The organism is Armatimonadota bacterium, from assembly GCA_028871815.1.
Classification (GTDB): domain Bacteria; phylum Armatimonadota; class Chthonomonadetes; order Chthonomonadales; family Chthonomonadaceae; genus REEB205.
This window is the reverse complement of record JAGWMJ010000006.1, coordinates 176,057-189,242: the sequence shown is the minus strand read 5'-3', so window position 1 is coordinate 189,242 and position 13,186 is coordinate 176,057. Positions and strand designations below refer to the sequence as shown.

The following is a 13,186-nucleotide window of genomic DNA, read 5'->3' as shown; positions in this document are numbered from 1 at the left end:
ACCACGAACATGGATAAACCGGCAAAGAATACGATTTGTCTCTGGTACGATGGCAACGCCGAGGAGGCTGCGCTGTTTTACGCCAGAACCTTTCCGGATTCCGCCATAGGTGCCGTTTGCCGCGCGCCCGGCGACTATCCCTCCGGCAAGAAAGGCGACGTTCTGACCGTGCAGTTTACGGTGATGGGCGTCCCATGCCTCGGTCTCAACGGAGGATCCGCGTTCACGCACAACGAGGCGTTCTCGTTTCAGGTATCTACCACGGACCAGGAAGAGACCGATCGCTACTGGAACGCGATCGTCGGCAACGGTGGCCAGGAAAGTGTTTGCGGCTGGTGCAAGGATAAATGGGGCATCTCATGGCAGATCACGCCGGCCGTCCTTGTGGAAGGCATCGCCGATCCCGATCCGGCGGCCGCCAAGCGCGCCTTCGATGCGATGATGCAGATGACAAAGATCGACATCGCAGCCATCGAGGCGGCGCGTCGCGGCTGAGGATGCCTGTCGCGCTTGATGGCCGTCTGAGAGGCGTCGTGGGATCCATGGCGCCTACGCCCACGACCTGCCTGGCCCGCTGGTTCTGTTAGTACAATTCCGAGATAACGTGCATCTGTGATGACGATGATCGACCGTTAACGCCGGTCGACAAGTCGCATGGGTTTGCAACCGGGAGCGTGAAGTGATGCCAGAGTTGACGGTCCGGATGCTCGACGAGAGCACATGGCCGGAGTTCGACCGGCTGGTTGCTGCCAACGGCGGCATTTGGGGCGGATGCTGGTGTATTGCTTTCCACCTCGATCCGACCGGACCGAAAGGCCAGTGCAAGCCGTACCGCGAGACGAAGGAGCGACTCGTTCGCGAGGGTCGAGCGCAGGCGGCGATGGTCTTCGAGGGCGACACGGCAATAGCCTGGTGCCAATTCGGTCCGCCTGACGAACTCCGCAACATCAAGCACCGAAAACAGTATGAGACCGGCCTGGATAAGCTGCCGGACTGGCGAATCACCTGCTTCTTCGTTGGCAAAGGCTACCGCAAACGAGGGCTGGCGAACATGGCGCTGAAGGCCGCGCTTGAGGAGATCGCCCGGCTGGGCGGCGGAGCGGTTGAGGCGTATCCGGAAGACGTGGAAGGCCGCAAAACCTCGTCATCGTTTCTGCACGGGGGCACGCTCGCCATGTTTGAGCGCGAAGGGTTCGCGCGGGTTCGGCGGCTGGGAATGCACCACTGGGTAGTTGCTCGAACTGTGCCGGGCAGCGGTCCGAATGGGGGCTCAAGCGCAGCATCTCGATCGTAGATGGAGCCCGCGCAACGCACATGGTTTAGAAGTGCATCTCCTGGTCGCCCCAGCAGGTCTGAAGATACTCAATCTGCGCGGCGTGAGACATCCCGTGAATACCCGGCATCTGCATCAGCAGCGTCATCGGCATCGGCTGCCCGAACCCGGTCTCCAGCGAAGCGCCGATCTGTTCCGGCGTCAGGGAGTCCAATGCCGCAAGCACCTCAGCCGTATTCTTCCGGTACTCGCTCTCAATCTCAGTGCGGCTCGTCAGTGCCGCTTCGGCCGCGGTTGATTGCGCCATCCGCTCAAGGAACTCGTCACGCCCCGGAAACGTCCCGGCACGGATCACGCGGGCCATATTGCCCGCTGTGAGAGCGGTATGAGCGGCGATCCGGATGGCGGACTTGGCCGTTGGCGTCGGCGTCCAGGTCAGCTTGTCATCCGGTACGAATGAGAACGTCTTCAGGAAGCGCTCCATACCGCGCACTGCGCTCTCTTTGCAAGTTGCTGCCAGGCTTTCCATGTGTGTCATCCTTCCTGATCTTCATTGCCGTGCCCGCTGCCGCGAGGGCGCCGGCGCAGCGCGTACGGCCGCGGCCCACCAGTATAGCGAATTTTGACTGCGGTCGTCGCGCGGCCGGTCCGGCCTGCGGCGAGCATAGGATAGTCAAGCGGCGCATGGTTTCGGCGGACCGCTCTTCCAGACAGCTTGACCGCTGCGAATGGTAGTGCGGCGGGAATGACGCGGAGCCTGTGGCGCAGTCGATTTTGAACTTGCCCCGGCGCTGCGTTGCGCCCGCAGCCCTGGGCAAAACACAAGCCCCGGAATACGGTTGGGTACAATGGCGCCAGGGCGTCGAATACCGGCGTCTACCTTAAGGACGATCGGCCACCTCACAATTTGTCCCTCGAAGCTGCACTTCCGCGTCTCGAAGAGATCGATCGACGCTATACCGATCTGCTTGCCCAGATCAATGATCCGGAGATCGGCAGTGACTACCAGCTGTACACCCAACTGGCGCGCTCACGCAACGAACTTGAAAGCGTAGCGCTCGCATTTCGTGAATACCGGCAGCTGTCCACCGATATTCCAGAGGCGGAAGAGCTTGTAGCCGCTTCCGAGGCCGACGAGCGGATTGCCGCCCAGGAGATGCTCGACGAGATGCGAAACCGCCAGGCGGAGCTGGATAGCCAGATCCGGACGCTTCTCCTCCCACAAGATCGCAATGATAGTCGTAATGTAATTATGGAGATAAGAGCGGCTGCGGGTGGTGAGGAAGCGCGCCTGTTTGCTGCCGAGATATTCCGGATGTACGCGCGATATGCGGAGCGGCGCCACTGGAAACTGGAGACGCTGAGTTTGCAGGAAACCGGTTTGGGCGGCATTCAGGAAGTAACATGCGAAGTTGCGGGTCGCGGCGCCTGGAGCCAGCTCAAGTTTGAGGGCGGCGTCCACCGGGTGCAGCGCGTGCCCGTCACCGAGTCGAGCGGACGCATCCAGACCTCCACGGTCACGGTGGCGGTTCTCCCAGAGGCCGAGGAAGTGGACGTGGAGATCGACCGCAACGACGTGGTGGAGGATGTATACCATGCCTCGAGCGCCGGTGGACAGAACGTACAGAAAGTCGCCACCGCCATACGGCTTACCCACAAGCCTACCGGTCTCGTGGTCACATGTCAGGACGAGCGAAGCCAATTGCAGAACAAAACCAAGGCATGGGTGGTGCTTCGCTCCCGCCTGTACGAAGCGGAATTGGCTCGAGCCAACGCCGAAATGACCAATGCCCGGAGGCTGCAGGTCGGCTCTGGAGAACGCAGCGAAAAGATTCGCACGTACAACTTTCCGGATGGCCGTGTCACAGACCATCGCATCAACAAGACGCTCCACAATGTGGCGGGTGTACTGGACGGCGACATCCAGTCGTTTATCGATGAACTCATCACGTTTGACCAGGCGCTGAAGCTGCAGGAGAGCGCTGCGGCGTGAGCGCTCAGGCGTACTCTGGCGCGGCGACATTGCGGCAGCTGGTTGACGACGCTTCGCGGGCACTGGCCGAAGCAGGTATCGAGCAGCCCAGGTTGGAAGCGCAGGTGCTTCTAGCCGACGCAGTGAACGCCACACGCACACAGATCATCGCGGGCACCGTCGCGGCGCCGGACGCCGGCCAACTCGGGCGGTTTCGGGGCTGGATTCAACGCCGGGAGCGCCGTGAGCCCTTTGCATGGGTGCGCGGTATACAGGAGTTCTATGGCATTCCCTTCCTCGTTGGTCCGGGCGTGCTTGTGCCCCGCCCGGAGACGGAGCTGATGGTGGAGGCCGCGCTCGAGTTTCTTGCCGGGAGGCCAGCTGCACGCGTGGTCGACGTCTGCACGGGCAGCGGCTGCGTCGGAATCGCCACCGCCATCCACCGCCCTGCGGCATCGGTGCTCTTCATCGATCTCTCCGCCGCCGCCATTGAGATTGCCGGCAGGAATGCCGTACGCCACGGCATCCAGCGGCGGTGCGCCTTCATGTGCGCCTCCCTCCTCAAAGCCGTCCGCGGCGGATTGGACCTGATTCTGTGCAATCCACCCTACATCAGCAGCGGCGCGATAGAGTGCCTGCCGCCGGAGGTGCGCCATGAGCCGCGCATTGCGCTGGATGGCGGACCAACCGGACTGGAGCTGCCGGCGGAGGTTATTCGTCAGGCCGCCGGCGTGCTGGCCCCAGGTGGCGCCCTGATGATGGAAGTGGGAATTGGCCAGATCGGCGCACTGAAGCAGCTCGCGGAAAGAGCCGGCTTTTTGCAGACGCGCGCCATGAAAGATCTGGCCGGTATCGATCGTCTGCTGGTCGCGGAGATTCCGGCTTGATCGAGTGCAGGCAGCTTTCGCGGCAGTTCGACGGTCTCCTGGCTGTGGACGAGCTCACGCTCACGGTTCCCGGCGGCGAACTCTTCGGGTTTCTAGGCCCGAACGGCGCCGGAAAAACAACCAGCATCAAACTGATGACCGGCTTGCTCAGGCCGACGGGTGGATCCGCGCGTATCTGCGGTTTCGACATCCAAACGCAGCCGATCGAGGCGCGCCGCACGTTCGGTTATGTGCCGGATAATCCTTTCCTCTATGAAAAGCTGACGGGCATCGAGTTCCTTCAGTTTATGGCCGATCTCTACTCGGTGGATGCGCGAGCGCGATCAGCACGCATACCGGAGCTTCTCGAGCTTTTCGAGCTGGGGTCCAAGGCCAGGCAATTGATTGGGAGCTACTCACGCGGCATGCGGCAGAAGATCGCATTTGCAGGCGCGCTCATTCACGCGCCTCGCGTGCTCTTCCTGGATGAACCCACCGTCGGCCTGGATCCCGACGGAGCAAGAACCATGCGCGAGGTTCTGAAGTCACTGTGCCGCGACGGCTGTGCGGTTTTCATCTCGACGCACATCCTGGAGATCGCGGAGAAGATTTGCAATCGAATTGGGATCATCCACCGGGGACGGCTAATCGCACTGGGCACGGTGGCGGAAGTCTGCTGCGAGAGCGGTTCGTTGGAGGAGGTCTTCCTGGCTCGAACGGGGTCGAGTGGCCAGGGCGCCGGCCTAACCCGGCTTGAAACGGAGTGCATCTCGTGATATTGCAAGCCGCTCCATCGCAGGCGATGACGATTGCCGGTCAAATCGTTCTGCTCCTCATGCTCATCTCCGACTCTGTCATTCTCGGCGTGTGGCTGAGCTACCGCCGTCGCTGCCGGCTGGCGATCGAGCGGCCGCTGGCGCCGGGCGACGACACAGGTTGGCCGGAGTCGCAAGGTGAGCGCCCGGACGACGCAGACACCTCAGAGGCGATCGAGCCGCCTGCGCGGGAATCGGCGGCGCAAGTTAGCCTGTCTGATGGTGACGAGCGTGCGGAACCGGATCCTGGTATGCCCAATTTCGATCTCAGCGCCACCGAGCAGGAGGCATTGGGCGCTTCAAACATGCCCAAACCGCCATTCGCGGCCAGGTGGAGCGCCGTGCACTGGTATCTGGGCGTTCAGGCTGCTATTGTGATTATCACTGTTCTTGTCATGCCCTTGATGCTGCCACTGTTCCTGTTCAACCCAAATGCGGCCGCCGATCCCAATGCCGTTCAGGCGTACTTGCAGCAGCCCTGGATGACTGTCGCTCTGCTGGTCATTCAGAACATCGTGTTCATTGGCCTGCCACTCTGGGTGTTCCGCCTGTATGGGGCTTCACTTCGTTCGGTGGGTCTTGGACGGCCGAACTGGCGCCTGCTTTGTCTCGGTCTGCTGTTTGGTGTGGGACTGCTGGTCTTCTCGAACTATCTCGACGCCTTCGTGACGGAGCTCTATCGGTTTGCTCTCGGAGCAGCGCGGTTCCACGCACTCGAGCGCGCGGCCAGCTCCGTGGACGCCGGCGCGATGACGAAATCAATGAAGAGCTTTCCAATGCGACTGGCAATGGCCCTGGTCGGCTCGATTGCAGTGCCGATCGGCGAAGAGCTGCTGTTTCGAGGCTGGCTCTACAACTGCATCAAACGTCGGTGGAACCCCGGTGTGGGAATGGTGGTAAGCGGCCTTGTGTTTGGGGCCGCGCACTTCAACCCAATCGCATCGCCCGCCATCGTGGTGATGGGCGTTTTGCTGGCGTGGGCGTATGAATCCACCGGATCGCTGTATGTAACAATGATGATGCACGGTATCAACAACGGAGTAAGTTTCATTGTCCTGCTTGTACCGCACTCCCGGTAAGTTGGCGGCCGCCGTGGAGCTGCTGTGCGGCATGGCCGGGAGATGCAGAATTTGAGGCAATCATCCGGGCTGCTGACCGCGCTGCAGCTGGTGCTGCGTCTGGTGCTGGCCGTGGGCCTTGGCGTAATCGGCTGGGTGCTGATCGCGCAGGTGATGCACCGGCAATCGCCCGACCTCGAGCAGGCCAGTGTCGAACTCCACAAAGGCGATACGCTGAGAGCGCGCTTTTACCTGGATAACTACGTGCACACGGCGCCAACGGCGGCTGCCACCTACGAGGAAGTATCCGGCCTGCTCAGCACCTATGGTCAGTGGTCGATGGCGGAGGAGTATCTGCAGCGTGGAATTCAGGCATGCCGCCACGTGAGCAATACCGACCTGGCCGTGCTGCACAGCAGCCTTGCGGATGCCTATGCCAAAACAGATACTGCAAAGCCGCAGTTCCGCGCCATCAGCGAAGCCTCCATGGCCCAGAAGATCGATCCCTCCAGCCCGTTCGTGTTGAACACGCTCGGCTATTTGATGGTTCAGAACGATCAGAACTTACCGCTTGCCAGGCAGTACCTGGCCGACGCGCTGCGGGCGGCCAGGAAGAACTCGGACACAGCGAATGAACCGGCCCTCCTGGCCGAAATCGAAGACAGCTACGGATGGGCGCTCTACAAGCTCAAGGACTACAACGGCGCCGTGGATGTGCTGACGCAGGCAGCCGACCGCATGTCGGCTCTGGGCTCCAAGGCGGAAGCCGCCGATGTGATCTACTACCATCTGGGCATGGCGTATATGATGGCGGGCCGGGCCGAGGACGCTCGCAATGCACTGAATGTGTCTCTGGAGTACAACCCGACCAGCGCCGACGCTTTGAGTGGCCTTTCTTCGCTGAAAGCCCTAACCGCCCATAAACCGGCGATCAACCAGGTGCCGGCGGGACAAAAACCAGGTGACGGCAAGGCGCCGGCGGCCGGCCCGGCCGTAAAGGCCCCGTCACTCGGCACAAAGCGGTCGATCCAACCCGGCGACGCACCGGCCAATCCGGCGACACCAGGCGCCTAAACGTACGGAAAGTTGAATTTGGACATCCAAATCGGTAGTTTGCCTTACGATTAGTTAGCCGCACATAAACTTTTTGAAACTGTGAAACCGAAGCCGTGTCTCCTTCGTATGGATGGCTGAAGCGATTTATGGCGTCAGCATCCCAACTTGCCCGAACATGGCCAAACTGCTTAATCTGTGCCCGGTTTGCGAGGAGGGGCTCATGGCCCCACGCGAACTGTGCTGCCAGGCATGCGGCGCCACCGTTCGCGCCGAGTTCGAACCGTGCCGGTTCTGCGCACTGAGCCCGGAGCAGTCGGCATTTATCGAACTGTTCCTGCGGTGCGAAGGCAATATCACCCGGGTGGAGCGCGAACTCGGGATATCGTATCCCACAGTCCGCAACCGGCTGACGCAGGCCCTTCGCGCGCTGGGACTGGCGAGGCAGACGGTGGATGAGGCCGCACAAGAGCGCCGAAGAGAGATACTGCGCGCAGTGGCGCGGGGAGACCTGCCGCTGACGACCGCGGCGGACGCGCTGAACGATGAAGGTTGAGGAGCAATGGCATGGATGACAGCGTAATGCGCATTCTGCAGTTACTGCAGGACGGGAAGATCACGGCACAGGAAGCTGAAACGCTTATCGCCACATTGAAAGGCGAGACCCGCGAAGGCGGAGACGCAAAGGCGAAGCCGAAAGAGTGGGATGGGCAGAAGCGGCCGGAGCGTCCGCGCGAACACGGAGCGCCGAAGATCGACCTGGACGACCTTGGCGAGAAGATTTCGCGCGCCGTATCGCGAATCGCTCCAGAGCGAATAGCGCGCCAATTGCAGGTTCAGTTGCGATGCGCTTCACAAACCGGCGCGCATTGGGGCGCCAACGTCTCCAACCGCGTACGCATCTGGACCGACGGCGACGACAGCCGACCCGTCAATACGGCGAGCCACCCGGAACATGCAGAGACCAACGAGTCTGAGCACCACCTGGAGCACGGAGCTTACGTCAGCGTTGAGAACCCGGCCGGCAACGTGCGCATCACGGGGGTCGATTCCGACGTTGCGTCGGTGGTGATCCGCAAGGTGGCGTGGGGCGCAACATCCAATGAGGCGGTGGCAAACGCCGCGCTCTACCGCGTTGAGACCCACGGCACGGACACGCGGCTGGACGTGAAGGTTTCGGTGCCGGAGTATCTCCGCCGCGGCACGGTGGATATCGAGATGCGCCTGCCAAAGGCATCCACCCTTCGGGCAACCACGCGCTTTGGCGAAGCCGCCGTCTTTCAGTTGAACGAGCGCGCAGAGATCGTCACGGTGAGCGGCAGCCTTACCACGGCAGATATGGGAGGCGACGTGCGCGGTGAAACCGTGAGTGGTGAACTCAGCGCTGAGCGAATCGGCGGAGCTGCCGCGCTGGCCAGCCAGAGCGGCGACATTCGCGCCGCCGATATCCGGCGCGGCATCACCGCCAGCACCGCAAGCGGAGACGTCAGCGTGAACCGCGTTGAGGGCGGGCGCGTGGAGTGCAAGTCGATCTCCGGAGACGTTACCGTCGCCGACGCAGCCTCCGAAGCGCCGCTCGACATCAGCGTGGAGTCGGTCAGCGGCGACGTTAGCCTGCGGAATGGGAACGGAAACATCACTTTGAAGACCGTCTCCGGCGACGCAAACGGTACCGGTTTGGCTGCCAACCGCATCCAGTCCCAGACCGTAAGCGGCGACATCTCGTTGGAGTTGGTTCAGCCATTCTCCGGCGCGATGCAGATCAACAGCATTTCCGGCGATGTCCACGCTGCCATCCCTGATGGCAGTAACGTTCGAGTAGCCATGAATACGACATCCGGCGACGTCGGCTGCGAACTGAGCGCACAGGACGTGACAGCCACTGATACCATGTGGCATGGTCAGATCGGTACCGGTGCGGGGTCCGTCACCATCCACACGATCAGCGGCGACAGCCGAATCAAGAGAGCGTGACCACAATGCCGGATGAGGGGGAGCGCAGCCGAATACTGCGCCTCGTGGCGGAAGGCGCATTGACGGCCGAACAGGCCGCGCTGATTCTGGATACGCCCGTATCGCCACACGCTGGCGGAAACGGGCGTCAGGCCGGCGCGCGGGCCGATGCCAAAAGCCCGGACGAAAAGCCCCGCGTTGCCATCCAGATGCAGCGCCCGGACGGCAGCCAGTACACATTGCACGTGGCGCCGGGATTGATGGGCATGATATGGAAGCTGGCCGGTGTGGCGATCAAGGAATCGGCCAAGAATGCCGCCCGCGATACCTGGGAAGGCGTGCGAATCATGGTGACCAGTACATCGCGAAGCGCCGGTAAGCGCGTACGCCGCCGCTTTCGCGGCTCGGCGGGCGCGGCGGAGGACCTGGCCCAAAAGCAGATCGAGGCGCGACGGCGCGTGCTCGGCATGGTGGCCGAAGGACGGATCAGCGCCGAGCAGGCCGCACGACTTATGTCGGGGATAGAGGCCGCGTACCAACCCGAATCACCAACCGTCGGCTCGGGCGCGGCCTAGCCGTTTGCGCACCGGCGACCGACCGCCCGAACAGGCGCTGCCGGCAGCAGAACGCAGCCTGAAGCGCGTGCCGTGCACCGCAACAACTCTCCGTCAGCGGCTGCTCCGAATGGGCTTCGACGCCGCGACAGCGGATGCCGCGGTCAGCAGCCTGCGTGATCGTGGCCTGCTGAACGATGAAGCGTTTGCGCGTGCTTGGGTCGCCGACCGTGCGCCGCGTAAGGGCTACGGCCGCCAACGACTTGAGCAGGAGTTGCGTACTCGGGGGATTCCGCGCGAGCTGATAGCCACTGCGCTCTCCGCATATTCGCCTGAAGAGGAGTTGGATCAGGCTATGGCCGCCGCGGAGCGCCGTTGGGCCCAGATGATCGCCGGAAAGCCTGAGATCGATCTTGTTGGCGCACGCCGCAAACTCACGGGCTGGATGCAGAGGCGCGGCTTTCCACCGTCCGTGATCGCGCAGGTTATCCGTGGTGTTGCGCGGAATAGCTCCTATGAATAGCGGCGCGGGCAGCGGCGCCACCAACCAACCTGCGGTTCCAGTCCTGCCGCCACCAACCGACGGCGTGATGCGCTTGCTGATGGTTGGCGACATCACGGGCCGGCCCGGGCGAGATTGGGCGATCGAGCTGGCGCCGGCTCTCAGGCAGCGGCTTCACCTCCAGGCGGTGGTGATGAACGCCGAAAATGCCGCCGCCGGCCTCGGTATCACGCCGGCCATCGCCGATTCGCTGCTGGCGCCGGATGTGGCCGACGTTCTGACGCTGGGTAACCACGCGTTCGCACGCCGTGAGATTTGCGAGTATCTGAAATATGAACCACGGATACTGCGGCCCGCTAACTACCCGCCGGATACACCTGGCCGCGGTATGGGGATATACTCGTTGCCATGCGGAACGCTTGCCGTGATTTCACTCCTTGGCCGAACCTTCATGGAGGCCGTCGACTGCCCGTTCCGAACTGGCGACGAGCTGCTGAACAAAGCGCGAGAGATCACTAACGTGGTACTGTGTGACTTCCACGCAGAGGCCACTTCGGAAAAGAAGGCGTTCGGCTGGCATGCCGATGGACGCGTCGGCGCCGTACTGGGCACGCATACCCACGTGCAAACAGCGGACGAGCAGATACTGCCGAACGGTACGGCGTTTATGAGTGACGTGGGAATGACCGGTCCGAAATGGTCGGTGATCGGCGTCCAGTCCGATCTGGTGGTTCAGCGCTTCATCACCGGCATGCCGGTGCGCTATGAAACCGCTATGGCGCCGGCCGAGTTGTGCGGCGCAGTAGTCGATATCGAACAAAACACGGGTCGCGCGGCGTCTATCTGGCGTCTGCGCGTCACCAATGCTGCCGGCGCCCCACGCGTTATGCTGGGACCGCGAGCACAACCGGAGGATATGGAATGAGCACTACATTCGGATGGCGTTGCACGGCTGCAGTCACCGGGGCGCGCGGCGTGCTGGCCATGGCTGCATGCGTGGCTCCAGCGATGATGCTGCTCGCGGCCAACACGGCCACGGCACAAGCGCCCGGCTACCTGTATAACGGCGGCACGGCGGAATCGGCCGGCATAACCGTCAGCGGTTGGGGCAGCGGAAAAGCCAGGTTTGATAACAACGTAACGTATTCCGGGCCCAACTCGATCCTCATCACCACGCAGGGGCCCTACCAGGGCGCCAACATCACCTTCAACAAGCCGGTCAACCTGGCATCGTACTTGAGCCGCACCGGTACGTACATGGAGATGGCGGTGCAGGTTTACGGCGCGCAGGGCGCTTCCGGAAAGTTCGGCAAGGGCGGTGGCCTGTTCGGCGGCGGCGCCGGTGGATTTCCCGGGCCCGGCGGCGCCGGCGGCCGGCCGGGGCCCGGTGGCCTACCTGGCAGTAGTGGCGGAGCCGGCGGTGGCTTGCCGGGCAGCAGCGGCGGCGCGGGACCGGGTGGCAGACCGGGCCAGAACGGCCAGAATGGGCAGCCGGCCACGACGCAGCCGGCCAAACCGATCACGCACCTGAGAGCCGTCTTCACCACCACAACCGGAAAAGAGTTCGGCATCTACTTCCCATTGGCAGCAGCATCAACCAGCAACGACTGGAAGCTGGTTGCCGTTCCGATCAGCGCCATCCAGGGCCTGAGTGCCGACGACGCCCAGATCAAATCGATCCGGATCTTTGGCGACTCCACCGGATACCTCTACCTGGCCCAGATGCAGCTCGTCGATGACAGCACACCGATCTCGGTCGATCCCATTGCCGACGTCATCGCCGTGCCACGGTTCCAGCAGTACAGCTACACCGCGGACGGACACGCAGGCATCACGCCGCTCAAATACTCGTGGGACTTCGACGCGAGTAACGGCATCCAGGATGAGATTGACGGCAAGACGGTAAACCACACCTATGTCCGCCCGGGAGACTACACGGTAACCGTCACCGTCAGCGATATTTTCGGCGTCAAAAAGCCGGCTGTCACCACGTTCAAGGTTCACGTTTCCCAGTAACCGGCGTCGTATCTCGGACCTGCAAATGGGGAGCTGACCTCCGGTCCACAGACCGGGGCTCACCTCCCCGTTTTGCTTTAAAGGAGTTTTGAGCGGTGATTATTGTGCTGGCGGATGGAGCCTCGGCCGACGAACGGCAGCGCGTGCTCGACGATCTGCAGGCGCGCGGTTACCGCTACCACCTGTCGGAGGGTGTGGAGCATACGGTCATCGGCGTTATCGGCACGCCCGAGAGCGACAAAGGAGATCTCAAGGAGCACTATGAGGCGCTGCCATTTGTGGAGCGCGTGGTGCCCATATCTCGCCCGTACAAGCTCGTGGCCCGGCCGTTCCGGCCGGAAGGCACCCGCATTACCGTCGGCGGCGTTGAGATCGGTGGCGGCAGGATCTGCGTTATGGCCGGGCCATGTACCGTTGAAGGGCCCGAAATGCTGCTGGAAACGGCTCGCAGGGCCAGAGAACATGGCGCCACGATCCTGCGTGGCGGAGCCTACAAACCCAGCACCTCGCCATACTCCTTCCACGGGATGGGTGAGGCCGGACTCAAGCTCCTGGCCGATGCGCGGGCCGAGACCGGCATGCCGATCATCACTGAAGTGATGGATACGCGCGATGTGGAACTGGTGGGTCGGTATGCCGATATCTTCCAGATCGGCACACGAAACATGACCAACTTTTCGCTGCTGCGGGAAGTTGGCGCGTCCCGCATTCCCGTGATGCTGAAGCGCGGCTGGGCCAGCACGATTGAGGAGTGGCTGCAGGCCGCCGAGTACATAGCCAGCCAGGGCAACTACCAGATTCTACTGTGCGAGCGGGGTATCCGTACCTTTGAGACGTACACACGAAACACGTTCGATCTAAACGCCATTCCGGCGGTGAAGGAGCTATCGCACCTGCCGGTGATCGCCGACCCATCCCACGGCACCGGCAGGCGCTCACTGGTTGCAGCGGTCAGCCGGGGCGCCGTTGCCGCCGGCGCCGACGGCCTCATCCTGGAGATGCACCCCCGGCCGGAACAATCGGTGAAGGATGGCCCGCAATCGCTGGGATTTGAGCAGTTCGCCACACTCATGACGGATTTGAAGCCGGTTGCGGCCGCCGTGGGTCGCTCTCTCTGAAACGTG

15 protein-coding genes are annotated in these 13,186 nt (G+C 62.5%); 14 read left to right on the top strand and 1 reads right to left on the bottom strand.

Features of this window, described 5'->3' with window-relative positions; genetic code table 11:
- Positions 1–9: 9 nt before the first annotated feature.
- Together KGJ62_09170 and KGJ62_09165 are read left to right on the top strand one after the other, a co-directional pair.
- On the top strand, positions 10–495 hold the full coding sequence (locus tag KGJ62_09170) for a VOC family protein (GenBank protein MDE2126748.1): 486 nt from the start codon (positions 10–12) through the stop codon (positions 493–495).
- Between the two features lie 187 nt (positions 496–682).
- Positions 683–1,294, top strand: a complete 612-nt coding sequence (locus tag KGJ62_09165) for a GNAT family N-acetyltransferase (protein MDE2126747.1) — start codon at positions 683–685, stop codon at positions 1,292–1,294.
- Positions 1,295–1,319: 25 nt separating this feature from the next.
- On the opposite strand, the gene KGJ62_09160 is transcribed toward KGJ62_09165, so the two are convergent.
- The gene (locus tag KGJ62_09160; protein ID MDE2126746.1) at positions 1,320–1,802 is read right to left on the bottom strand and encodes a DinB family protein; all 483 of its coding nucleotides are present in this window, start codon (positions 1,800–1,802) and stop codon (positions 1,320–1,322) included.
- Between the two features lie 378 nt (positions 1,803–2,180).
- Between KGJ62_09160 and prfA the strand changes: the two genes are divergently transcribed.
- From prfA to aroF, 12 genes are all read left to right on the top strand, one after another.
- Entirely contained in the window at positions 2,181–3,266 is a 1,086-nt protein-coding gene (gene prfA, locus KGJ62_09155) for a peptide chain release factor 1 (protein ID MDE2126745.1), read from the top strand.
- Entirely contained in the window at positions 3,263–4,132 is an 870-nt protein-coding gene (gene prmC / locus KGJ62_09150) for a peptide chain release factor N(5)-glutamine methyltransferase (protein ID MDE2126744.1), read from the top strand. Before prfA ends, prmC begins: the two co-directional genes overlap by 4 nt.
- Complete coding sequence (locus KGJ62_09145; protein ID MDE2126743.1) at positions 4,129–4,887, top strand: ABC transporter ATP-binding protein; 759 nt, start codon at positions 4,129–4,131, stop codon at positions 4,885–4,887. The genes prmC and KGJ62_09145 overlap by 4 nt, the downstream gene beginning before the upstream one ends.
- Positions 4,884–6,005 (top strand): CPBP family intramembrane metalloprotease, encoded by a 1,122-nt coding sequence (locus KGJ62_09140; protein ID MDE2126742.1) that lies wholly within the window; start codon positions 4,884–4,886, stop codon positions 6,003–6,005. The genes KGJ62_09145 and KGJ62_09140 overlap by 4 nt, the downstream gene beginning before the upstream one ends.
- A gap of 51 nt (positions 6,006–6,056) precedes the next feature.
- Positions 6,057–7,058: a hypothetical protein gene (locus tag KGJ62_09135; protein ID MDE2126741.1), complete on the top strand. Its 1,002-nt coding sequence runs from the start codon at positions 6,057–6,059 to the stop codon at positions 7,056–7,058.
- A gap of 157 nt (positions 7,059–7,215) precedes the next feature.
- Entirely contained in the window at positions 7,216–7,593 is a 378-nt protein-coding gene (locus tag KGJ62_09130) for a DUF2089 domain-containing protein (GenBank protein MDE2126740.1), read from the top strand.
- Between the two features lie 11 nt (positions 7,594–7,604).
- Positions 7,605–9,011 (top strand): DUF4097 family beta strand repeat protein, encoded by a 1,407-nt coding sequence (locus KGJ62_09125; protein ID MDE2126739.1) that lies wholly within the window; start codon positions 7,605–7,607, stop codon positions 9,009–9,011.
- Entirely contained in the window at positions 9,008–9,565 is a 558-nt protein-coding gene (locus KGJ62_09120) for a hypothetical protein (protein MDE2126738.1), read from the top strand. Before KGJ62_09125 ends, KGJ62_09120 begins: the two co-directional genes overlap by 4 nt.
- Before the next feature lie 4 nt (positions 9,566–9,569).
- Positions 9,570–10,067 carry a RecX family transcriptional regulator gene (locus KGJ62_09115; GenBank protein MDE2126737.1) on the top strand — a complete coding sequence of 166 codons (498 nt, stop codon included), beginning with the start codon at positions 9,570–9,572 and terminating at the stop codon, positions 10,065–10,067.
- A gap of 67 nt (positions 10,068–10,134) precedes the next feature.
- The gene (locus KGJ62_09110) at positions 10,135–10,971 is read left to right on the top strand and encodes a YmdB family metallophosphoesterase (GenBank protein ID MDE2126736.1); all 837 of its coding nucleotides are present in this window, start codon (positions 10,135–10,137) and stop codon (positions 10,969–10,971) included.
- Positions 10,968–12,062 carry a PKD domain-containing protein gene (locus KGJ62_09105; protein MDE2126735.1) on the top strand — a complete coding sequence of 365 codons (1,095 nt, stop codon included), beginning with the start codon at positions 10,968–10,970 and terminating at the stop codon, positions 12,060–12,062. The genes KGJ62_09110 and KGJ62_09105 overlap by 4 nt, the downstream gene beginning before the upstream one ends.
- Before the next feature lie 95 nt (positions 12,063–12,157).
- Entirely contained in the window at positions 12,158–13,180 is a 1,023-nt protein-coding gene (gene aroF, locus KGJ62_09100) for a 3-deoxy-7-phosphoheptulonate synthase (protein ID MDE2126734.1), read from the top strand.
- Positions 13,181–13,186 lie beyond the last annotated feature (6 nt).